The following is a 22585-nucleotide window of genomic DNA, read 5'->3' as shown; positions in this document are numbered from 1 at the left end:
GTGATGATGGCCTCTGTTCAGGAACCAGCCGTATATAGAACAAGTCCCGCGCCGCAGAACTCCGCTGGCGCAGCACCGCCCATCGCTTTGTCGCAGCTTACTCATGATTACGGAGGGAGGCTGGCCCTGGACCATCTTTCCTTCGAGGTGCGTCCGGCAGAGATCTTCGGCCTGCTCGGACCGAATGGCAGCGGCAAAACCACACTTTTCCGGATCCTCTCCACACTCATGGTGCCGACAAACGGGACCGCTCGCATTCAGGGTTTCGACGTTGCCCATGAACCCAACCGGGTCCGCCAGCAGATTGGCATCGTCTTTCAGGCGCGCAGCCTCGACATCAAACTCACGGTTGGAGAAAACCTCAGACATCAGGGCCACTTGTACGGGCTGAAAGGCGCCACCCTTAAACGACGGATCAGCGAGGTGCTCTCTCGTGTCGGACTGCTCGACCGCATCAGGGACAGCGTAGAGACCCTCTCCGGAGGGATGCAGCGCCGTGTCGAACTGGCCAAGGGACTCATTCATTCCCCTTCTGTCCTTCTGCTGGATGAGCCTTCTACCGGTCTGGATCCCGGAGCACGCCGCGATGTCTGGCAGTATCTCAAGATGCTCCGCGATGAGGAGGGTGTGACCGTGCTTGTAACGACCCATCTGATGGAAGAAGCAGAGCATTGCGACCGCCTCGCCATTCTGAATCAGGGGAAACTGGTTGCACTCGGTTCGCCCTCTGATCTGAAATCAGAGATTGGCGGTGATGTGGTCATCTTTGAGACCACCAGCGCCTCTGACGCGCAGGAGCTGGCCGAGAAGATCGCCAATCGCTTTCTCCTCGCACCCTCTGCCCTCGGCAACACGGTCCGTCTGGAACGGGAGCAAGGCCATAAATTCGTCACCGAGGTGGTGGAAGCCTTCCCGGGCCTGGTCCAGGGAATTTCTGTCTCCAAGCCCAGTCTGGAAGATGTTTTCATTCAGCGCACCGGTCACCGCTTCTGGACAGAACAAGAAATCAGTACAGGGATCAAGGAGGACTGATTCATGGCTACCGTTGTCGCAACTGCATCTGCGCCAAAGGCCCTTCCTTCACGGAACGCCAGTCTCTGGACTGCGGCCCGCACCCTCTGGGAGCGTGAAATTGTCCGTTTCTACCGCCAGAAGGCGCGCGTCGTCGGCGTGATCGCTTCACCGCTTTTGTTCTGGTTCGTGCTTGGCTCAGGCTTTGCTCACAGTTTTCACAGTAGCGGCACCGGTTCCGACCAGTATTTGGCCTATTTTTTTCCCGGAGCTGTCGTGATGATTGTTCTCTTCACGGCCATTTTCAGCATGATGTCGCTCATTCAGGACCGCAATGAGGGATTTCTGTTGTCGGTCATGGCTGCTCCCGTAAGTCGCTCGGCCATCGTGCTCGGCAAGGTCATGGGCGGCACAACTTTGGCGGCCATCCAGGGCATGATCTTTCTGCTCTTTACTCCGCTGGTTGGCGTGCACCCCTCTCTCACTGCGATTGCCCTCAGCGTGCTCACCATTGCGCTTATCAGTTTTGAGCTCACTGCGCTCGGCTTCGCAATCGCATGGCCCATGGATTCACCTCAGGCCTTCCATGCCATTGTGAATCTTCTTCTGTTGCCGCTCTGGATGCTTTCAGGTTCTATCTTCCCTGCAAGCGGGGCCATCGGTTGGTTGCGTGTGCTGATGCGCCTGAACCCGCTTACTTACGGCACTGACGCATTGCGCAATGCCCTCTTTCCCACGCAGACAACCGATTTCTCTTTGGAAACCAATCTTGGTGTGACGATGGTCTTTTGCTTCCTGATATTTGCCGCCTCCTGGGCAATTGTGAACCGCAGAACCAATCAGCCAGCAGCCTGATACGACAAGGTAGGAGACGCAATGATGGCAAAGGCAACTGCACAAACGATAGAAAGTCAGCCGAAGGCCCCCATCACGGCCCTGATTCTCATCAGCGGGGCCGCCAGCGCCTTTTTGTTCTGGCTGATTTATGTACACCCTCCGTCGCAGGAATACGCCACAAGGCTGCTCTTTCTGCCTGCCTTGAACGCCCTTTTTAATGGGATGAGCGCCATTGCCCTGGCCATCGGTTTTTCCTATGTTCGTAAAAGAAATCTGACCGCGCACCGCGCCTCCATGCTTACGGCCTTCGTCTTCTCCGTGCTCTTTCTGGTTTCCTACGTGATCAATCACGCTCTGCATGGGGAAATGCGCTTTGCTGGGCACGGTCCCGTCCGGACAGCTTATCTGGTTTTGCTGATAAGCCATATTCTGCTCTCGGTTGTGGCCCTGCCCATGGTCCTGATTACGTTCTTCTTTTCCCTTACAGGACGCTTTCCGCAGCACAAAAAGCTGGCGCGTTTCACGTTTCCGGTCTGGATGTATGTTTCCGTCACGGGGGTCATTGTTTATGTCATGCTGGCTGCATGGCGATGAAAGAAGATATGCCGATCGCTGCTGAAGCTCCCACTCAGCCCACATCTGGCGATGGTACCCGTCAGTTGTTGCTCTCTGGCATATGGACAATGGCCGCGGGACTGGCTTCTGTGGGCCTGGCCAAGTTTGTTTTTGGAGGCATCGGACCAGAGGGCCCGCATACCAATCCTGGCTGGATTGCTCTGATTGTTGCCATGATGTGCCTGCCCTTTGGCTCTCTGCTTTTACTGCTGGGACTGGCCAAGTGGCTGCGAAACCGCAAGGGATAATCCAAGCGACCGCTCCTTTATGCGCTGAGCCGGGCCAAAACTCCCCTCAGCAGCATAAAGAATCTATAAATACCTTCTGAAGTGTGGTTTACGGTTTTAACTTCGAGAAGAGGTTAAACTTGGAAACATCGTTAAACATGACGAAGACCGCAAAGATGACCAGCACCACAAACGCCACCTGATAAATACGTTCCTTGAGTTGCTGGTTCAGGTCCCGACGCAGCGTGCCCTCAATCAGCAGCAGCAGAATCATTCCACCATCCAGGATGGGAATGGGCAGCAGATTGAAGATGCCGAGGTTCAGGCTAATCAGGGCCATGAGCGTAATGATGGGCTGCCAGCCTGGCATGGAAATGGCTTCCCCTGTCTGCCGCGCAATGCCAATCGGCCCACTTAGCTGCTGGATGTTGGATTGACGGGTCACCAGACGGTGCAGCACATCGAGGATCAACCCGGAATTTTGCAGGTTAAAGCTCACAGAGTGACGTACAGCCTGCGGAAGCGGCAACTGCTCCACACGGAATGGAGGCAGGTAGGGCTTGAATCCAAGCCGGTAGCTGGTATGTCCTGTGCCATCATCCCCCAGGGCCGGAGTCATGGTGAGGTGCAGCGTTTTGCCGTTGCGGAGCACGGTAAGTACAACAGGCTTGCTACCATTCTGCTGGAGGTAGGCCACGACTGCTGAGGTCCAGTGAAGCTCCTGACCATCAATGGAAAGGATCTCATCTCCCGGCTTCAGGCCGGCTTTTTCCGCTGGATATCCCGGCTCGACATCATGCACTTTCAACGGGCCATCCTGATAGCGCGGAATCAAACCGACTGATTCCACCTCGAAATCATCGCTTTTGTTTCCATCCAGCAGGTAAAGCTGGGTAGAAAACTGCTGTAACTGGCCATCTACCTTGCGTTCTACCGTCACCGGAACTGTGGAATTGGCATCCAGCGCCGCCCGGATACGGACTTTTTCCCAGGTAGGATTGACGTCTTTATCGAAGCGGACAATGCGGTCGCCGGATTGAATGCCGGCATGGGCCGCTGCCGAATTCTGCGGTACGAAATCAACCACAGCTGGGCCTGAAAGGTACTGGTCTACCTCGTTGTGCATCATGTAATAGCCGGTCATGAGCACAAAGGCCAGGACAAAGTTTGCCGCAGGACCGGCCAGCCCGATCAGGATGCGCTGCCAGCGAGGATGCGAGGAAAATTCTCCTGGATCTCCAGTGCGCGCCTCACCGGGGTTCTCTCCAGACATCTTCACATAGCCACCTAAAGGCAGCAGGCTCAGGCGATAATCGGTATCGCCTCTCCGGAAGCCAATCAGCCGTGTTCCAAAGCCAATGGAAAAGACTTCGACTCGAACACCAAACAGCTTGGCCACGATGAAGTGTCCGAACTCGTGCACCAGCACCATGATGCCAAGCACCACGAGCATGGAAAGAATAGCGGTAATTGCAAATGGCATGATCTTTAAGAAAACCTGTCAGCGGGCGTCAGAGACGGCAGCGTTTCCGGCCCTGCACAGGGCCTCCCTCGCCAATTCGCGTGCTCTTTTGTCTGATGCCAGCACTTCCTGAATGGTCGCAGGGTGGGCCTCGGGGGTGGCTTCCAGGACTTCTTCTATTGTACGCGCGATTCCTGTAAAAGGAATGGACTTATTTAGAAAGGCCTCCACGGCAATTTCATCGGCCGCATTGAGCGCGATACAGTGTGCGCCGCCCTTCTCGGCCGCCTCATAGGCCAGGCGAAGACAAGGGAAACGGTCAAAGTCCGGAGGTTCAAAGCAAAGCTGGCCCAGTGCAGCCATATCAAAACGAAGGTCCGAAGCCACACGTTCCGGATAGCTCATTGCATAGAGGATGGGCAGACGCATGTCTGTCACTGAGATCTGCGCCAAAATGCTTCCATCGATGTACTCTACCAGCGAATGGACCGTGGACTGTGGGTGAATGGTGACCTTCACTGCGGAGGGAGGAAGATCAAAAAGCCGGCAGGCTTCGATGATCTCCAGTCCTTTGTTGAGCATGGTGGCCGAGTCAATCGTGATGCGGCGCCCCATCACCCAGGTCGGATGCCGCAACGCCTGTTCCACGGTGATCGAGTCGAAACGGTCCAACGGCAGGGTGCGGAAAGGACCTCCGGATGCCGTAAGCCAGATGCGCCGCACCTCAGACTTCTCTCCTGCTCTCATGCACTGGTGAACAGCATTGTGCTCTGAGTCGATGGGCAGCAGGGGAACATTTGCCGCTCGCGCCTCGCGGACCAGGATTTCTCCGGCAGCCACCAGGGCCTCTTTGTTGGCCAGACCGATGGCCTTGCCTGCCCGGACGGCAGCGTAGGTGGCCTCCAGTCCTGCCACACCCACAATGGCAGAAACCACAAAGTCCACCTCCGGCAGGGTGGCCACACGCACCGTGCCTTCGGTACCATAGACCACTTCGACTTCCTGAAGGCCACTCTGCTTCAGCCGGGACGCCGTTTTCTCTGCGAGCTCTTCTGTGGCCACAGAGACCACCCTGGGCCGCCAGCGGAGGCATTGCTCCAGGACTGCATCCATATTTTTCCCCGCCGCCAGAGCAGCTACGGAGAAACGTTCCGGGTATTTTTCAATGATGTCAAGGGTGCTGGTCCCGATGGACCCGGTCGAACCGAGAATTGCAATCTGTTTCAAGCCTGTTTTCTGTCCTGTAACCTAAAGATATTTTATCGGTTGCAGACAACCGATGTTCAGAGGAATTTCCTGCTTCTGCCCTAAGAAGCCAAAACAGAACCATCGCTGAATTCCTGGTCCCCTCATCTCCCTTTCCTTACTTCTTTTCCGGAATGAGTTTTCTTCTCTCCCTAACGTGGCTTTAAACAAAAAGTCACACCCGCGCATTACTTACATAGATGGCCGGAAAGAAGGACCCATCCCCCGGCATGGAGGAAGAACCATGCAGAAGTTGATTGCCAGTTCCCTGGCAGCGTTGCTGGTGTCAGGCCAGTTCGCCATCCCTGCGATCGCTCAGGCACAACATGACCGCGACACGACGACTCCGATCCAGCACCTGGTTGTGATCTTTGGTGAGAACATCTCTTTTGATCACTACTTTGGCACGTATCCACATGCTCTAAACCCCTCAGGCGAGCCTAGATTTGTGGCCTCGCGCAACACTCCTACCGTCAATGGATTTACAGATGCGCTGCTGTATAACAACCCAAATCTGTTGAACACCGCAGGCAATGGCGCATCTGCCAGCAATCCCTTCCGTTTGGACCGTACGCAGGCTGCCACTGCCGACCAGGACCACGACTACACTCCTGAGCAGCAGGCCTTTCACAATGGATTGATGGATTCCTTTCCGGAATACACCGGTACTCCTGGACCGCCGCCAAGCGGGCAGACGACCAACGCCCTGGTCATGGGTTATTACGATGGCAACACGGTCACCGCGCTCTGGAACTATGCTCAGCGATATGCGATGAACGACAATTCGTATGGCACCACCTTCGGACCCTCCACTCCAGGCGCCATCAATCTCATCTCCGGCCAGACCAACGGCGTCACCGATCAGATCAACGCCAGTGGCGATGTGATTGAAGACGGTTCCGGAGGCTACACTCTTATCAGCGATGCTGATCCGGTCGGCGATGTGTGCTCCACAACCACAGGCGCACTGGTGCAGTTCAGCGGGCAAAACGTAGGCGACCTGCTGAATGCCAAAGGCATTACCTGGGGCTTTTTTGAAGGCGGCTTCGACCTGACCAAAATCAATCCGAATGGGACCACCGGTTGCAAGCGTTCGCATACCTCATCGATTACACACGTAACCAAAGCGGACTACATTCCTCACCACCAACCATTCCAGTACTACGAATCTACCTGGAACCCGAAACACCTTCGCCCCACATCTGTCGCTATGATTGGGAAAACCGACCAGGCCAACCATCAATACGACATCGATGACTTTTTTGCTGCGGTAAAGGCGGGGAACATGCCTGCGGTGAGCTTCCTGAAGGCCCCTGGCTATCAGGACGCGCATGCCGGATACTCAGACCCACTCGATGAACAGGCCTTTGTCGTCCAGGTGATCAACTTTCTTGAGACCCGTCCGGAATGGAAATCCACGGCCGTCGTCATCTCTTATGACGATTCCGATGGCTGGTACGACCATCAGATGAGTCCGATCGTCAACCAGTCACAGACTGCCGCGGATGCTCTCACTGGTCCTGGACAGTGCGGCAGCAGCACCGTCACCAACCTGGCGGGCGTCAATGCTGAACACGCTCAAGGACGCTGCGGCTATGGTCCTCGGATTCCACTGATGGTCATTTCGCCCTGGGCAAAAAAGAATTACGTGGACCACACCATCACCGACCAGAGTTCGATCCTGCGCTTTATTGAAGATAACTGGCTTGGCGGCCAGCGAATCACCGGCGCTTTTGACGCTCTTGCCGGGCCGCTGAACGGTATGTTTGACTTCCGCAACCCTCGTAATGGCGGCCTCTTCCTGCTTGACCAGAATTCCGGGCTTGTGCTGGTCGACCAAGACGAAGACCACGACTGGCGTTAATTGCTAAACCTCGTCTCAGGGTAGCGGCCCTGCGCTGCTACCCTTTTCTTTTGAGGGGACCCTCTTTGATTACTCGACGCAAGTTCATCTCCCGCGCCGGGCTGGTCCTGGCGGGCTCGGCCCTGGACCGACCGGTGTCCTCACCGCTCACAGCTTCCTCCTTGCACCCCTATGTCGATCCGCTACCGGTCCCTCCGGCTGCGCGTGCAGAGGAAATGCGCACGAATCCTTTCAACCCCAAGGAGAAAATCCCGTTTTACCGCATCGCCATGCGCGAGGTCATGGTGAAAGTACATCGCGACCTTCCGCCCACCCGTATGTGGACCCTCGGCGGGACCTTCCCAGGGCCGACCCTGGAAACACGGGTAGAGAAAGGGCTCATTGTTGAATGGCAGAACCGCCTTCCGGCCCGCCATTTTCTTCCCATTGACCACTCTCTGCATGGAGCTGGCAAGGACGTCCCCGAGGTACGGGGTGTCATCCATCTGCATGGCGGACGCACTCCTGCGGACAGCGACGGTTATCCCGAGCATTGGGTGGTGCCTGGAAAGTCCCAGACATGCTTCTATCCTTCGCAGCACGGAGAAGCGCTGCTCTTCTACCATGACCACACCATGGGCATTAACCGGCTGAATACCTATGCCGGAATGATGGGCATGTTCCTGGTCCGCAGCCTGCTTGAGGAGAACCTGGGCCTACCCAGCGGAAACTATGAAATTCCGCTGCTTCTCTGCGATCGCATCCTCAGGGCCGATGGGCAGTTGGAGTATCCGGTCTCAGACAAGCCTGGCCAGATCTGGGTGCCGGAGGTCTTCGGGGACTCCATTCTGGCCAACGGCAAGCTGCTGCCTTATTGCGACGTGGAACCGCGTCTCTACCACCTTCGCATCATGAATGGCTCAAATGGGCGCTTCTTTCGCCTCTCTTTGACAACTGGCATCAGCTTTCTCCAAATCGGCTCCGACCAGGGACTTCTTGGAGCCCCCGTAGAGCAGAAGCGGCTGCTCCTGGCCCCGGGAGAGCGTGCCGACCTCCTTATTGACTTCAGCACCGAGGCGGGAAAAAGGTTTGAGATGGTCAGCGACACCTTTCCCGTACTGCAATTCAGGGTAGGCACGGTCACGCGGAACAACCAGCATCGAATTCCTGAAAAGCTATGCGAATTCGCGTCGCTGGCCGAATCAAAAGCAGTCCGGACACGCCGTCTGACCTTAGGCGAGAACATGGACGATGTCCAGCGGTCCATGGGGATGCTGCTGAACAACACCCCGTGGCACGCTCCTGTCACGGAGAATCCGGTGCTCAACACGACCGAAATATGGGAATTTGTGAACCTGACCGACGACTCGCACCCGATTCACCTGCATCTGGTACGCTTCCAGGTGCTCAGCAGGCGCCGCTTCGATTCCTTTCACTATCAGCAGACAGGTGAGCTGCGGTTTACTGGCCCTCTTACTGCTCCGGATGCGAATGAGAGGGGCTGGAAAGATACCGTGCGCTGCGACCCCAATATGGTGACAAGAATTATCGTTCCATTTGAGGGATACACGGGACGCTATGTCTGGCACTGCCACGTGCTCGAACACGAGGACAACGAGATGATGCGTCCTTTTGAAGTACTGCCGGCCTGGTCTTGATTTTTGATGGTAGCGCCATCGGGGATCGAACCTGAACTCTCCGCCTTGAGAGGGCAAAATTTTCGTCAGTAAATTAGTAAGACAGACCACAGAAAATTAAGCATAAACTGCTAAAAAATAAGCATGTTATTTCTAAGCGATTCTGCTTGTTTCTTTGTGCGGCTTATGGGCTGTTTTGGAAGTCGCTAGACACAAAGATCTAGACCAAAAAATGCCCTGTAATGTGCCCGGAATTTCGGCCATACATTGACCTTAACTAGAGGGCCAGCAGCTCGTTCTAAGCCGGTTTCTGAGCGAAGTTTTGGCCGAGGTAAGGGCTGCCCGGCTGACGTGCTTGCATGGGGCTTAGCTGCCCTAATATCGAGAAATTCCGCGCTTGTCCAAGATTCTTTCAGCGATGCCGATTCGCCTTCCCCAGCCATCTTGATCTTGGCAATTAGTTGCGGCTAGGCATGCGATGGACAGCTGCCAGAGTTTAATCGCCTCTTCTGCAGAAGCGTCATCCATCATTTTTGTCCACTCCTCTACAGAGGGAACAGCTTCGACTGTTTCTATTGCTACCATAGCGGCAGCTTAGCAAAAATGTCTAGCTTAGGATACTGAAAAAGGACGCCCGAACCGATCTGGCAAACCGGGCAGCATGGCCGGGGTGCTCTGTCTTGCGTCTCATTGTGTGCCTCTTTCGCCGTAAACTCTAGGCACAACAATTCGGCACAGAATGCCTCTTAGGACATTCTGTGATTCTCCCGTAAGTTTATTGATTCTAAATTGGTAGCGCCATCGGGGATCGAACCCGAACTCTCCGCCTTGAGAGGGCGGCGTGTTGACCAATTACACCATGGCGCCAGAAGGTCCAGCGGGAAGAGTATTGCTGACTCATCAGATTCTAACAGAAAGAGTTGCTTTACGCGAAACCTGTCGCCGCGCCTGAATCAATCTCCTTCTTTCAGGCATCATTCAAACATGGCACAACCTTCCCGTCTGGCCCGTACGCCGCTTTCTGTTCTCGACCTTGCGCCCATCAAGGAAGGCCACACCATCGCCGAAACTTTTCGCGAGACCCTTGACCTGGCCCAACACGCCGAGCGCTGGGGCTATCGGCGCTACTGGCTGGCCGAGCACCACAATCTGGCCTCTGTTGCCAGTGCCGCGACGGCTGTGCTCATCGGATACGTTGCCGGGGGCACCTCCACCATCCGCGTTGGCGCAGGTGGAATCATGCTGCCCAACCATGCACCTCTGGTCATTGCCGAACAGTTCGGCACGCTTGAAAGCCTCTATCCAGGCCGCATTGATCTTGGCCTGGGCCGCGCACCGGGAACAGACTATCCCACCATGCAGGCCCTGCGCCGCGACCTTAACAATCATGATCCTTTTCCGCAATTGGTGGCGGAGTTACGTGAATATTTTGCTATTCCACGTCCCGGACAGGCTGTCCGGGCCATTCCCGGAGCGGGCCTGGATGTCCCCGTCTGGCTCCTTGGGTCCAGCGGCTTTAGCGCACAGCTTGCTGGAGATCTCGGGCTTCCCTTCGCCTTTGCAGCGCATTTCTCGCCCGTAGACCTTTTCTCTGCGCTGGAAATATACCGGCATTTCTTTCGGCCTTCTGAGGTCCTCAAACGGCCTTACGTCATGATCGGCCTGCCTGTACTGGCAGCAGACACGAACGAAGAGGCACAGCGCCTCTCCACCACGGAATATCTAAACTTCCTCCGTCTGGTGCGCGGCCAGTTGGCTCCTCTCTCTCCTCCTGTGGACTCCCTGAATGGCCTGGCAACAGAGATGGAACATGCTGTAATTACTTCAAAGCGTGCGGCCGCCATTGTCGGGGAGAGCCACACAGTCCGCAGCAAGCTGGAAGCATTTTTAGAGAAAACGAATGCCGATGAGCTGATTCTGACCTGCAGTCCTTATGATCATGCTGCACGACTGCGGTCCTATGAAATTGTGGCGCAGATAAAACAGGCCGCGCAGGCGGAAGCTGAAACTGCGCCGGCGGCCATCGCCTAGTTTTCTGAATGCTGCTCAGGAACAGGCTGCGCGCTCTGCAGCCATGCTGCATAAATCAGATCACGCAACATGCTCGCCCCTGCTGCCAGGCGCTCTGCCACAAACTGCTTTCCCTCGGGCGTTCCTGTCCCATCAAAGGCGCCGGTTTTGTCCAGTTGATAGACTTTCTCCACCAGAGTGGACGAATGCCGCAGATACCCTAAGTAGTCATCAAATTCATCGCCAATTGATCGCATCGGAGAAACCAGCGGCCTCACATCGCTTTCCTTCAGGTTTGCGTCGACAAAAATACCCTCAAATTTCCAATGGATCCGATGGTCGGTCGTATAACCATTCGGGTTCTCCTTGCCTACCCATCCGTTGTAATTCACGGTAGTGTGCAGGGGCTGCGCACCATCTCCCACATAGTGACCGAGCCAGCCGGCGTAGAAGAGGATGGCTGCCTCTACCGGTTTTGTGTCCTCATGTTTTGTGTTCAGGGTGCGATATTCGCGCATGGCCGCCTTCAACCGCTCCCAGACCTCGTTCGTGATATAGGGCTGAAAGCCAATGTGCTCCGGCCGCAGATCGCGCGCCTGTGCCGGGTGCATCAGGCTAGCGGCATAGGCTGCAGCAATGAAATCATAGCGTCGGCGCGGAAGCGGGTGGATGACGTCGGCCAGCTCCAGATCAATAAAGTGGTCCGGGGCCTGCATCGCATTCAATTCCGGTTCAGCGGGCGAACGCCAGCGGTCCGGCTCCGGGCCGAGATACTCTATCTCATCCACAGCTGCTGCGGTCCGCAGAAACGCTGGCACATCGGCAGGGAGACTTTCCGCAGCCAGCCGATTGACAAGACGGTGGCCAGTATTTCCCCACCCAAAAGAGGGGGGTACCGCCAGAAGAGGCATCAGCACTGCAATAGCAGCACAGCGAAGCAGGTCAGAAGCTGGTGTTTTCATGGACACAGTGAGTATAACCAGAAACCCTTTGCCAAACTGTGAAAGACAGCCTTTGGGGCACAAGCCCGTATCTTGAGAAAAAACAGACTCCTTTTTCTTCAACAGTACCGGCTGGTCTGGTCCGCACGACAAATGCCCCGAAAAAATGCTACGATTGCAGGTTTTCTCGTCATCCTACGCTGTTTAGGAGTCATCATGTCTATAGAAGAAACAGAAGTCGTTCAGCCATCGGCCCGGACTTATCCTTTTACCCTTACTGAGGAGCAGCAGCAACTGCGCAAAGAAGTCCGTGATTTTGCTCAACGGGAAATCGCACCGAATGTCATGCGCTGGGACGAGGCCAGTGAATTCCCTGCTGAGGTTGTCCGACAGCTCGGGCGAATGGGCCTGATGGGGATCATCTTCCCGGTCGAATACGGCGGATCTGGATTGGGTTATGTGGATTATGTCACGGCGATTGAGGAACTTTCCGCTGTAGACGGGTCCATCGGCATCATCGTTGCAGCCCACAATTCACTTTGCACCAACCACATTTTTCTTGCCGGGACCGAAGAGCAGCGCCGCAAATATGTCCCCAAACTGGCCAGTGGCGAATGGCTGGGCGCGTGGGGGCTGACTGAGCCGAACTCCGGGTCTGACGCGGCCGGGGCCAGGACCACGGCCGTCCGCAAAGGAGACAAGTGGGTGCTCAACGGCAATAAAACCTTCATTACCAATGGGCATTACGCCGACGTTGCCGTCGTCATTGCTGTAACGGACAAGACCCAGGGCACGCACGGACTCTCAGCATTTGTGGTTGAAAAGGGAACGCCGGGATTCCGTCCCGGCAAGAAGGAAAACAAGCTAGGACTACGCGCCAGTGACACCTCTGAGCTGATCTTTGAAGACTGCGAAATTCCTCAGGAAAATCTTCTGGGCAACCTCGGCGAAGGATTTATTGACTCCATGCGCGTGTTGGATGGAGGACGCATCTCCATTGCTGCCCTATCTCTGGGGATCGCACGAGGAGCACTCGATGCCAGCCTTCGCTATGTAAAGGAGCGCCGCCAGTTCGGAAAGGCCATCGCCGAATTTCAGGGCGTCCAATGGAAGCTGGCAGACATGGCAACGGAACTGGACGCGGCCAGGCTGCTGACGCTGCGCGCGGCCGTGCTGAAGGATGCGGGCCAGCGTGTGACCCGCGAATCTTCTATGGCCAAGCTCTACGCGAGTGAAGTCGCAGTCCGCATCTGTGACCAGGCCGTACAATTACATGGTGGCTATGGCTTCATCAAAGACTACCCCGCTGAAAAGTACTATCGGGACGTGAAACTATGCACGATTGGCGAGGGCACCAGCGAAATCCAGCGGATGGTGATTGCGCGTGAAATTCTGAAAGTTGTGCCATCCCGAGGATGAAGGCATCTGAGTGCCAAAACCAGGGTGCTATCATGCTGCCGTAAGACAACCACCACATAGGACAAGGAAAGCGATTGTGCGAGGGCCTCTGATGCATAAAGGATCTTCCCGGCCCTTGCGCTGGCGCAACCTTGTCGCCACCCATCACCGTCCATGAGCACTGCTGATATTCCGCAACTCATCGAGCGCCTGCGCGCAGGCGATGTCCGTGCTCTGGCACGGGCCATTTCTATTGTTGAAAATGGCTCCCCGCTTGCCAGCGATGTCCTCTCAGCATGTTTTCCCTTGAGCGGCCGCGCCCTTCGCGTTGGGGTCACAGGACCTCCGGGCGCCGGGAAAAGCACCTTGGTAGACCAGCTCGCCCGGCATTATCGCGGAAGGGGAGCAACCGTTGGCGTCATCGCTGTAGACCCGACCAGTCCGTTCAGCGGGGGCGCCATCCTTGGCGATCGCATTCGGATGCAGGACAGTCTGCATGACACCGGTCTTTATGTGCGTAGTATGGCCACACGCGGCTCTCTCGGAGGTTTGGCACAGAGGACGGCCGATGTGGCCTCGGTTCTTGAGGCCAGCGGAAAGGAAATCATCCTGATTGAGACCGTCGGCGTAGGACAGGATGAAGTGGATATTGTCCGTCTGGCTGATATCACGCTGGTCGTTCTGGTGCCTGGAATGGGTGACGATGTACAAAGCATCAAGGCCGGCATGATGGAAATCGCTGATATTTTTGTGATCAACAAAGCTGACCGTGAAGGGGCCGACCGAGTGGAAAATGAGGTCCGTGCGATGCAGTCGCTGGCCAGCACACAAATGTCCCGCACGCCTCCTGTGATCCAAACTGTTGCAGCCACCGGCCAAGGACTGGACAAACTGGCCTCGGCCATCGAAGAGATGAAACAATGGCTCCAGACTGAGGACCACCTGCAAACGCGGCGCAAACGCTGCTGGCGGGAACGCCTCGTCCAGATGGTGCTTCAGGCGCTGATGCTGCGGTTGCGGGAACAGATTCTGACTGATGCCGAGCTGGAGCTTTATGCAGCGCGCGTTGCACGCGGAGAAGAAGATCCCTATCAATTGGTTTCCAGGATTACCGCTTATGACAAAAATTGATCATCTTGGAATCGCAGTCAAAAGCATTTCCAAAGCACGCGCATTTTATGAGTCTCTGGGCCTGTCTGTCTTGCAGGAGGAAACGATTGAACATGAAAAAGTGCGTGTCGCCATGGTCCCTCTGGATGAAGGGCGCATTGAGTTGCTGGAGCCTACTTCGGAAGATTCACCGGTGGGCAAGTTTCTTGCAAAACGGGGGGGAGGATTGCACCATGTCGCCCTGCACGTGGAGAACATCTCCGCTACTCTGGAAGACCTTAAGGCAAACGGCGTAAATCTCATCTCCAATGAGATACAGGTTGGCGCTGGCGGTCATCTCTATTTCTTTATCCATCCTTCAAGTACCGGAGGCGTTCTGCTGGAAATCTGCCAGGACTTGCCTGCCGACGGACCGCACCGTCGGCAATGACAAGCAGGACCTGCTCACAAAAGGAGAGATTGCATGAAGGCGCTGGTCCTGCGTAGAGCTGGCATCGCGCAAATTGAAGATGTTCCTCCACCGGTACGCAAACCCGGTCAGGTATTGCTGCGTGTGCGCTACGTGGGGCTTTGTGGGACAGATCTGAACTCATTCCGCGGTCGCAACCCGCTTGTTTCCTATCCGCGCATTCCGGGACACGAGATTGCGGCAACGGTCGTGGAAACAGACGGCGATTTCTCCGTGATTCCCGTGGGCACGGATGTGACCCTTTCTCCTTACACCAGCTGTGGACGCTGCGGGGCCTGCCGCAACCAAAGAAGCAACGCCTGCCAGATGAACCAGACCCTGGGGGTGCAGCGCGATGGCGCTTTGACGGAATACATTGCCGTCCCGGCAGAAAAACTCTTCCCTGCCCGCCTGAAGCTGCATGAGCTTTGTCTTGTTGAGCCGCTCACTGTGGGTTTCCATGCTGTAGCGAGGGGCCGCGTGACCAATACGGACACTGTGGCCATCTTTGGATGCGGAGGAGTTGGCCTGGGTGCCGTCTCCGCCTGCGCATTTCGAGGCGCCCGCACCATTGCAATTGACGTAGACGAAAGCAAACTGCAAATCGCGCTTCAGGCTGGCGCCTCCCATGCCATTCACGCTCAAAAAGAAGACGTGCCGGCTGTTCTGAAAGAACTCACCGAGGGTCTTGGGCCTCAGGTGGTGATCGAAGCGGTCGGTCGGCCCGAAACATTTCTTGCCGCGGTTGAGGTTGTAGCTTTTACCGGTCGCGTTGTTTACATTGGCTACGCAAAGGAGCCGGTGCCATATGAAACCAGGCTCTTTGTACAAAAAGAGCTGGACATCCTGGGCACACGCAATGCTCTTCCTCAGGACTTCCGCGAAGTCATCGCGATGCTGGAACTCAAACGTTTTCCTGTGGACGCAGCCATCAGTGCCATCGTGCCAATGGAGGAGGCGCCGCAGGCATTCGCCGCCTGGGCAGCCGATCCGGCCCGATTCACGAAAATCATCGTCTCATGTTAAGGGGATAGACCTACTCTTGCTTCTGGGAATCGACACTTGCAGCACTACAGGGACCGTCGCTCTTGCACGTCCTGATAAGGAAAAGGCCTCTCTGCTCGCTGAAACTGAGCTGACAGGCAAAACATATTCGTCCATGCTGGTCCCACGCATCGAAGAACTGCTTCGTACGAACCAAGTCGGGGTCCAGCACATTCAGGCCATTATCGTTGTTCATGGGCCGGGAAGCTTTACCGGAATCCGTGTCGGCCTGAGTACAGTCAAAGGACTGGTGGAAGCACTTCATGTTCCGGTCATGGCCATATCACGCCTTGCTGTACTGGCACATAAGGCAAAAACAAAATATGCTGCCCTCGATGCCGGACGTGGCGAATTCTACTTCCGCAATGCTGCGCTCAATCAGGCCCAGGAAGCACTGCTTTCGCTGGAAGTCCTTCGCAAAGCTTGTGCAGAACAGGAACTTGCTATCTGTGAGGAAACAGCAGCACAAAAGCTTCCAAATGCGCAGTTCGTCTCTCCGCCGACTGCCAGCGACGCGATTGCGTTCGCGCTGCCTGGATGGCTGCGGCGCGACTTTGTCGATCCCACATTCCTGGATGGAAACTATCTGCGCCGCGCCGACGCTGAGGTGAAATTTATGAAAAGCGCAAGCTTGCAAGATCGGTAATCAGATCAGGTCCCACTGGGTCCCAGCCTAGCTCTTTGCGTGTTTTGGCGCTGGAACCGGTGAGGTCCCACGTCAGAAACCGCGTGAGCCAGCCAAAGTGCGCAAGTGCATCTTCCGGTGCCACAGAAGCAACCGGTAATCCCAGTCCTTGACCTATGGCCTCGGCGATTTGACGGAGGGGAATCTCCTCTTCCGCCACCGCGTGATATCGTGCTCCGGACTCTCCCTTTTCCATAGCAAGCCGGTACAGCCGGGCAACATCGCTTACGTGCGCCGCTGCCCAGCGGGTCTTCCCCTCACCCAGATATGCAGAGACACCCTTTTCTTTGGCTAGCTGGACCAGCCAGGTAATCAGCCCTTGCTTTCTCCGGTCATGGACCTGAGGCAGACGGATCACCATGGTCCGCACTCCTTGCAGCCCGGCTGCGGCCGCCTCCGAGGCGCGTGGAAAGTTTTCGGAAACAGGTTCTGACGGGTCATCTTCCGTAGCAAGACGGCCCCGTGAGGCCAACGCAAGACCACTGGTCACGATGAGGGTACGGTCTTGGCCCGCAAGCACCGCGCCCATCGCTTCAATGGCCCGCCGGTCAATCTCACAGTTTTGCCGAAACTTCTGGAAGTCATGAATGAAGGCGAGATGAATAACGGCCTGCGCCGAGGCGGCGCCGCGACGCAAGCTGTCCAGATCTTCCAAATCGCCGCGCTGCACCTCTGCGCCTGCTTCGGCCAGCCACTTCGCTCCGGCATCACTGCGAGCGAATCCGAGTACTTCATAGCCCGCCTTAAGCAGCTCCGGGACCAGGGCTGATCCGATAAATCCTGTCGCACCTGTAACAAAAACACGCATGTTTTATTCTCCTGATGTGGACATTTTTAAACCGTAGCGCCGCGGAACTGTATCAGCGGCTGATATCAAAAACGGAGGACGCCTCCGTTGCAATAGATAAGCGGAGATACTCTCCGGTTGCAAATTTTTATGTCGATCCAAAACTCCCAACCCGAAGCAAGAAGGCCCCGCGCAGATGCACGGCGCAACCGCGATCGAATTCTGGAAGCTGCAAAAGAGGCCTTTACCCGCCACGGAGCAGATGCAAGCCTTGACGATATTGCTAAACAGGCTGGTGTCGGTGCAGGCACCCTTTATCGGCACTTCCCAAACCGGGATGCTCTGATTGAAGCGGTCTATCAGGGCGAAGTGGAGAAACTGGCAGCATCGGCACGCCAATATGCCAAAACCATGCCTCCGGTGGAGGCACTCCGGCAATGGATGCTGTTGTTTGTGGACTACATTGCAGCCAAGCACATCATTGCGCCCGCACTGAATTCGCTGACCGGAGGGCCAAGCAGGCTCTATCAAGGCTCGCATGGGCTGATGAAAGAGGCCGTGGAGATGCTGGTGCAGAGGGGCATCCAAAGCAAAGAGCTGCGGCCAGACATCGAACCTTTTGATCTGTTACGGGCCTTAATTGGTGTGGCACACATCGCAACCGGAGCAAACTGGCAGCAAAGCGCAAAGAAACTTGTGGACATTCTGATTGCTGGCTCACGCAGAAGCAGCGCGCTGAGGAGCCGGAGGCCGTGAAATTTACTGTCCGCCCACTGCAAACCGGAGATCTTGATGCTTTACTGGCGCTGGCACAAGAGGTCCCGGAAGTACCTCATTGGACCCGCCGAGACTACGAGGGCCGCTCCGGCTTTGTGGCCGAATCAGACAATCGCATCATTGGCTTTTCGATTGTCCGGCTCGTTGTGGATATCTGCGAGCTTGAATCCATCGCTGTGGTAAAAGAAGCACGCAGCCAGGGCGTGGGGAAGGCCCTGCTCAAAGCCGTCGCGGTCTGGGCGAGTTTGAAAAATGCTGTTCGGTTGGAACTTGAAGTACGGGCTTCAAATACAACGGCCATCAGACTTTACAAGAGCTTTGGGATGAGGACTGAGGGCCTGCGTCCAGGCTATTATTCTTCCCCTTCGGAAGACGCTCTGCTCATGGGCATGGAGCTTGGTCCTCTTCACGCTTGCTCCTAAAAACACAGTTGCCTTCAGGCAAACGTGGTGTTAGCTTGTTACGTCTTAGAGAAATAAGGAGGTGTTCTGATGGAAATATTTGGGTCACCGGATAGTGATGCCATCCGTCGTCTTGAAGAGCAGCACCGTCATTATTCGGAGAAGCTCGAAAGTCTGCTCCAGAAACCCTACCTGTCAGCCGAAGAGCAGCTTGAAGAGGTAAGGCTGAAAAAGCTGAAACTGTCAGTAAAAGACCAGTTGGAGGCCCTGAGAAACGGTATGTATCATCACGTAGCCTGAGAGTACTTCCCTCTATAATGAGAGAATCAATCTCTCATGGTTCGTGACGGATACTATTACGGGTTTGCCCTGATTGCGGTCTCGGTCATTGTATATTTACTGACCGGTCACTGGGGTTGGGCAGTGTTGCCTCTGCTGCTCGCTGTGTTTTTTCTTTGGTTTTTTCGTGACCCCGAGCGCACCATCCCCCAGGGGGAGGGTCTGGTTGTGTCTCCTGCCGACGGTAAGCTCACAGCGATTGAACGCATCATGACCCCTTCTGGTGAGCGCCTCCGCCTGAGCATTTTTCTTAGCGTTTTTGATGTTCACGTAAACCGCTCTCCGATCAGCGGGGTGCTTCGTGAAGTCCGTTACCAGAAAGGTCTTTATCTGAATGCGCTGGATCCCGCCTCGGCTGATAAGAACGAGCAAAATCTGGCGGTTTTGGATAGCCCGGAAGGCCACGAGGTGGCTTTCAAACAAATTGCGGGACTTCTGGCGCGACGGATTGTTTTTCAGCCCAAAGCGGGAGATTACCTGGAGCGAGGTGAACGCGTGGGCATGATTAAATTTGGCTCTCGCGTCGATGTGCTCCTGCCCGTTTATGCCGAACTCCGAGTAAAGAAGGGCGATCGAGTACAGGGAGGCTCCACGGTGCTGGCACAACTTGCTGCTTTCACTGAGGACCCGATACTGGCCGAACTTGAAGTGGAGACGTTGGTTTAATGGCCAGAGGCTCACGCCGGCGCCGTGGGATGTACATCCTGCCCTCTCTTTTCACGGCAGGAAACATCGCGGCAGGTTATTTTGCCATCATGCAGAGCCTGCAAGGCTCTGCACAGGAGCCGCATCATTTTGACTGGGCCGCCCTGGCCATTGGTTTTGCAATACCCTTCGATGCGCTCGATGGCCGCATCGCGCGCATGACCCATACCACCAGCGAATTCGGCAAAGAACTCGATTCCCTTGCCGACGTGATTACTTTTGGCGTTGCCCCAAGCATTCTTGCCTTTACCTGGGGCTTCCGTATGCTCCCACCTCTGGGTGATCTCGTCTTCCGCCAGAAGCTGATACAGTTTGGCGCCTTTGTTTGTTTTCTCTTCCTCATCTGTGGCGCCAGCCGTCTGGCCCGCTTCAACATCAGTGTGAATCCTGTACCCAAAAACCCTGGCCGGCCGGGACGAAAGTATTTTGTGGGTATGCCCATTCCGGCAGCGGCGGGAATCATTGCTGCCGTGATTCATTTCTTTCACGGCATCCCTATTTCGATTCCATGGGTAGCTTTGATCTGGATGGCGTTGGTCGGCCTGATTGGCTTCCTGATGGTCAGCACCTGGCGCTTCTGGAGCGGCAAGGAGATCAACCTTTCCAGCCGTCATCCTTTCCAGTGGATGGTGCTGATTGGCCTGCTCCTTTACGCGCTGGTTTTCTTTTCCGAATATGTGCTGATCATCATGGCGCTTATGTATATGTTCTCTGGCATTCTCGCGCGCATTGCCTATTCCTGGCAGCGCGCCCGGCGTACACTTCCCTCCGCCTCTTCATCCTGAATACCACCCGGACGCAATCGGGACCTCTAGTGCGCGCTGACCGCCGCTGCAATCCGTGCCTGAGACGAAACTGGCCTCATGTCTCCAGGAAAGGCCTCGTCATTCCTGCCGGCAATGGCGGCCCGCATAAAATCCATCCATATGGGGAGTGCAACCCGGGCCCCTGTTTCCTTGTCTCCAAGACTTTCCCGATTATCGTAGCCGGTCCAGACCCCGCAGGTGACCGAAGGAGAAAAACCAACAAACCATGCATCTGTAAAGTCGCTTGTGGTGCCCGTTTTACCACCCACAGGATGGTTCAGCGAAGACGCTGCGGCCGCCGTTCCAGAACGTGTGACCTCACGCAGAAAGGTCATCATAATTCTGGCCACACGGGCGCTCGTGACCTCACTGACTGCAGGTTTGTCTTCGAGCAACGGTGCACCGTCAGCCGAAGTGACGCGGCGTATGATCCGCGGGGAAATACGAATGCCATCATTCGGAAAAACAGAATATGCGGCCACCTGCTGCTCCAGCGTAACTTCGACGGAGCCGAGAGCCACTGGCAGATAGGCTGGAATGTTGGTGGTTATGCCAAACCGATGTGCAACGTCAATGACCTTGCGGATGCCAACGCGTTCTGCCAGCTTCAGCGCAGGAATATTGCGTGAATCCGCAAAGGCCTTGAGCAGTGTGATACTGCCAAGGTAATTCCCCTCATAATTGTGGGGAGTATACCCGCCGAATGAAGTTGGAGCATCAAGAATCATCTCTTCCGGCCTGGCGCCTTCTTCCACTGCAGCTGTGTAAACGTAAGGCTTAAAAGATGATCCGGTTTGCCGCTGGGCCTGCGTGGCGCGATTGAACTGCGATAGGTGAAAGTCTCTTCCTCCCACCATGGCCAGGACATCGCCGGTAGCATTGTCCATGGCCAATAACGCTCCCTCAGCACCCGTATCCTGCTCCAGCGTGCCACGCAAAAGGCTGCCCTCTGGCTGCCGCAGGTGTACATAGACAAGATCGCCCACCTTCAGAAATGCATCTGCAGTACGGAACTTCGTCCATGTCCAGTCTTCAGGCACGAGCAATAAGTCATGGTCACCCACACGCGCCGTTACCTGATAGGGCAGCACCCCGGTCACAAGTGCATGAACGTAATCTCCTGGCTGCGGCGGAATGACCCAGTCCGGGTGCCTGAATCCTTCCATTGCAACTCCGCCAGCAATCACATTCAGCAAATGCCCGCGCCATCCACGCTGCCGCTCATAGCTGGCCAGACCATCCAGAAGAGCATGATTGGCTACCTGCTGCAAATCCAGATCGAGCGTCGTGTAGACCTTTAGGCCCGCTTCGTGGACCTGGTCTGTTCCCAGCTTCTGCTCCAGCTCACGCCGGACCGCCTCGACAAACCAGGGCGCTACGCTGTTTGCAGGGGGCTGAAGGTGGAGTCCTAGCGGTACGGCCCGTGCCACATTGGCCTGCGCTGCGGTAATCTTTCCATCCTCCAGCATGGCATTGATGACCATATTGCGCCGTCGGAACGCCTTCTCCGGATTGAGGATGGGCGAATACTCAACAGGACCTTTCGGCAAACCAGCCAGAAGCGCGGCCTCCGGCAAAGTGAGATCTTTGGCATGCTTGCTGAAATAATATTGCGCGCCAGCTTCAAATCCATACATGCCGTGCCCCAGATAAATCTGGTTTGCATAAAGCGTAAAGATCTGCTGCTTGGTGAAGGCATGCTCCATCTGAATGGAAAGCAGGACTTCCTGTAGCTTGCGCCCGAACGTCCGTTCACGGCCCAGGAAAAGATTTCTGGCCAACTGCATGGTCAGGGTGGAGGCCCCTTGAGCTCGGGTCTTGGATGTCAGATCATGATAGGCCGCTCCCAGAACACGGAAGATGTTGACTCCCCAATGATCTTCGAAATTCTTGTCTTCAATCGAGACTACCGCTTCGCGAAGCAGAGGTGAGAAATCGTTGTAGTTCACAGGAATCCGGCGCTCCAGCGCAAAGGAGCCAAAAACCCGTCCATGTGTATCGTACAACTCCGTAATCGTGTCAGGACGATAACGCATGAGATCGGCAATTTGCGGAAGATTGATGGTGTAGACCAGCATGAGACCGCTGAGAGAGCCAACGGCCACAGCTAACAGCACAAGGACAGCTATCGCTACGCCGCCGGCCACTTTACGCCGTCCTGTGCCCGGACGAAAGGGAGATCTCATCTGAATGCGTTGATTCAAAGACGTTTTTCAGGATGACCGCTTATCCTGCCGCATATCTGCAATAGGAAAGA

At 55.7% G+C, this 22585-nt stretch carries 22 protein-coding genes and 1 tRNA gene; 17 read left to right on the top strand and 6 right to left on the bottom strand.

Going from position 1 to position 22585, the window contains the following annotated elements; translation table 11 throughout:
- Nucleotides 1-3: 3 nt before the first annotated feature.
- The 4 genes from N655_RS0114025 to N655_RS19155 are packed head-to-tail and all read left to right on the top strand — an operon-like array spanning nucleotide 4 to nucleotide 2711.
- The gene (locus N655_RS0114025; protein ID WP_026443485.1) at nucleotides 4-1032 is read left to right on the top strand and encodes an ABC transporter ATP-binding protein; all 1029 of its coding nucleotides are present in this window, start codon (nucleotides 4-6) and stop codon (nucleotides 1030-1032) included.
- Between the two features lie 3 nt (nucleotides 1033-1035).
- Complete coding sequence (locus N655_RS0114020) at nucleotides 1036-1866, top strand: ABC transporter permease (protein WP_026443484.1); 831 nt, start codon at nucleotides 1036-1038, stop codon at nucleotides 1864-1866.
- Nucleotides 1867-1887: 21 nt separating this feature from the next.
- Nucleotides 1888-2442, top strand: coding sequence for a DUF420 domain-containing protein (locus N655_RS0114015; protein WP_026443483.1), 555 nt, complete (start codon nucleotides 1888-1890; stop codon nucleotides 2440-2442).
- Nucleotides 2443-2450: 8 nt separating this feature from the next.
- Complete coding sequence (locus N655_RS19155; protein ID WP_044935992.1) at nucleotides 2451-2711, top strand: DUF202 domain-containing protein; 261 nt, start codon at nucleotides 2451-2453, stop codon at nucleotides 2709-2711.
- A gap of 88 nt (nucleotides 2712-2799) precedes the next feature.
- On the opposite strand, the gene rseP is transcribed toward N655_RS19155, so the two are convergent.
- The gene (rseP, locus tag N655_RS0114005; RefSeq protein WP_026443482.1) at nucleotides 2800-4173 is read right to left on the bottom strand and encodes an RIP metalloprotease RseP; all 1374 of its coding nucleotides are present in this window, start codon (nucleotides 4171-4173) and stop codon (nucleotides 2800-2802) included.
- 18 nt (nucleotides 4174-4191) lie between these two features.
- The gene (locus N655_RS0114000) at nucleotides 4192-5379 is read right to left on the bottom strand and encodes a 1-deoxy-D-xylulose-5-phosphate reductoisomerase (protein ID WP_026443481.1); all 1188 of its coding nucleotides are present in this window, start codon (nucleotides 5377-5379) and stop codon (nucleotides 4192-4194) included.
- A gap of 262 nt (nucleotides 5380-5641) precedes the next feature.
- Between N655_RS0114000 and N655_RS19150 the strand changes: the two genes are divergently transcribed.
- Both N655_RS19150 and N655_RS19145 read left to right on the top strand, forming a co-directional pair.
- Entirely contained in the window at nucleotides 5642-7261 is a 1620-nt protein-coding gene (locus N655_RS19150) for a phospholipase C (protein WP_081823735.1), read from the top strand.
- Nucleotides 7262-7326: 65 nt separating this feature from the next.
- Nucleotides 7327-8898, top strand: a complete 1572-nt coding sequence (locus N655_RS19145; RefSeq protein WP_238324758.1) for a multicopper oxidase family protein — start codon at nucleotides 7327-7329, stop codon at nucleotides 8896-8898.
- A 769-nt stretch (nucleotides 8899-9667) separates the two neighbouring features.
- On the opposite strand, the gene N655_RS0113980 is transcribed toward N655_RS19145, so the two are convergent.
- Nucleotides 9668-9744, bottom strand: a tRNA-Glu gene (locus N655_RS0113980).
- 117 nt (nucleotides 9745-9861) lie between these two features.
- On the opposite strand from N655_RS0113980, the gene N655_RS0113975 reads away from it, so the two are divergent.
- Nucleotides 9862-10908 carry an LLM class flavin-dependent oxidoreductase gene (locus N655_RS0113975; protein ID WP_026443480.1) on the top strand — a complete coding sequence of 349 codons (1047 nt, stop codon included), beginning with the start codon at nucleotides 9862-9864 and terminating at the stop codon, nucleotides 10906-10908.
- Here N655_RS0113975 and N655_RS0113970 read toward each other — a convergent pair.
- A complete protein-coding gene (locus N655_RS0113970) occupies nucleotides 10905-11849 on the bottom strand; it encodes a S1/P1 nuclease (RefSeq protein WP_026443479.1) in 945 nt (314 codons plus the stop codon). The genes N655_RS0113975 and N655_RS0113970 overlap by 4 nt on opposite strands.
- Before the next feature lie 195 nt (nucleotides 11850-12044).
- On the opposite strand from N655_RS0113970, the gene N655_RS0113965 reads away from it, so the two are divergent.
- From N655_RS0113965 to tsaB, 5 genes are all read left to right on the top strand, one after another.
- The gene (locus N655_RS0113965) at nucleotides 12045-13247 is read left to right on the top strand and encodes an acyl-CoA dehydrogenase (RefSeq protein ID WP_026443478.1); all 1203 of its coding nucleotides are present in this window, start codon (nucleotides 12045-12047) and stop codon (nucleotides 13245-13247) included.
- 153 nt (nucleotides 13248-13400) lie between these two features.
- Complete coding sequence (gene meaB / locus N655_RS0113960; protein ID WP_044934737.1) at nucleotides 13401-14357, top strand: methylmalonyl Co-A mutase-associated GTPase MeaB; 957 nt, start codon at nucleotides 13401-13403, stop codon at nucleotides 14355-14357.
- Nucleotides 14344-14766 (top strand): methylmalonyl-CoA epimerase, encoded by a 423-nt coding sequence (mce, locus tag N655_RS0113955; RefSeq protein WP_026443476.1) that lies wholly within the window; start codon nucleotides 14344-14346, stop codon nucleotides 14764-14766. Before meaB ends, mce begins: the two co-directional genes overlap by 14 nt.
- 33 nt (nucleotides 14767-14799) lie before the next feature.
- Nucleotides 14800-15810: a zinc-binding alcohol dehydrogenase family protein gene (locus N655_RS0113950; protein ID WP_026443475.1), complete on the top strand. Its 1011-nt coding sequence runs from the start codon at nucleotides 14800-14802 to the stop codon at nucleotides 15808-15810.
- A gap of 16 nt (nucleotides 15811-15826) precedes the next feature.
- On the top strand, nucleotides 15827-16474 hold the full coding sequence (gene tsaB / locus N655_RS20010) for a tRNA (adenosine(37)-N6)-threonylcarbamoyltransferase complex dimerization subunit type 1 TsaB (RefSeq protein WP_049961449.1): 648 nt from the start codon (nucleotides 15827-15829) through the stop codon (nucleotides 16472-16474).
- Here the strand turns inward: tsaB and N655_RS0113940 are convergent.
- Nucleotides 16443-17321, bottom strand: coding sequence for an SDR family oxidoreductase (locus N655_RS0113940; protein WP_026443474.1), 879 nt, complete (start codon nucleotides 17319-17321; stop codon nucleotides 16443-16445). The genes tsaB and N655_RS0113940 overlap by 32 nt on opposite strands.
- Nucleotides 17322-17450: 129 nt before the next feature.
- On the opposite strand from N655_RS0113940, the gene N655_RS0113935 reads away from it, so the two are divergent.
- From N655_RS0113935 to N655_RS0113915, 5 genes are all read left to right on the top strand, one after another.
- Nucleotides 17451-18056, top strand: a complete 606-nt coding sequence (locus N655_RS0113935) for a TetR/AcrR family transcriptional regulator (RefSeq protein ID WP_026443473.1) — start codon at nucleotides 17451-17453, stop codon at nucleotides 18054-18056.
- The gene (rimI, locus tag N655_RS19135) at nucleotides 18053-18499 is read left to right on the top strand and encodes a ribosomal protein S18-alanine N-acetyltransferase (protein WP_049961448.1); all 447 of its coding nucleotides are present in this window, start codon (nucleotides 18053-18055) and stop codon (nucleotides 18497-18499) included. The genes N655_RS0113935 and rimI overlap by 4 nt, the downstream gene beginning before the upstream one ends.
- 69 nt (nucleotides 18500-18568) lie before the next feature.
- Nucleotides 18569-18778 (top strand): HP1242/YdcH family protein, encoded by a 210-nt coding sequence (locus N655_RS0113925; protein WP_026443472.1) that lies wholly within the window; start codon nucleotides 18569-18571, stop codon nucleotides 18776-18778.
- 36 nt (nucleotides 18779-18814) lie between these two features.
- Complete coding sequence (locus tag N655_RS0113920; protein ID WP_026443471.1) at nucleotides 18815-19483, top strand: phosphatidylserine decarboxylase family protein; 669 nt, start codon at nucleotides 18815-18817, stop codon at nucleotides 19481-19483.
- Nucleotides 19483-20307 carry a CDP-alcohol phosphatidyltransferase family protein gene (locus N655_RS0113915; RefSeq protein WP_026443470.1) on the top strand — a complete coding sequence of 275 codons (825 nt, stop codon included), beginning with the start codon at nucleotides 19483-19485 and terminating at the stop codon, nucleotides 20305-20307. The genes N655_RS0113920 and N655_RS0113915 overlap by 1 nt, the downstream gene beginning before the upstream one ends.
- A 26-nt stretch (nucleotides 20308-20333) precedes the next feature.
- Here the strand turns inward: N655_RS0113915 and N655_RS19130 are convergent, their stop codons facing one another.
- A complete protein-coding gene (locus N655_RS19130; protein WP_349509494.1) occupies nucleotides 20334-22532 on the bottom strand; it encodes a penicillin-binding protein 1A in 2199 nt (732 codons plus the stop codon).
- Nucleotides 22533-22585 lie beyond the last annotated feature (53 nt).

Source organism: Pseudacidobacterium ailaaui, from assembly GCF_000688455.1.
Lineage (GTDB): Bacteria > Acidobacteriota > Terriglobia > Terriglobales > Acidobacteriaceae > Pseudacidobacterium > Pseudacidobacterium ailaaui.
This window is presented reverse-complemented; position numbering and strand designations above follow the sequence as displayed.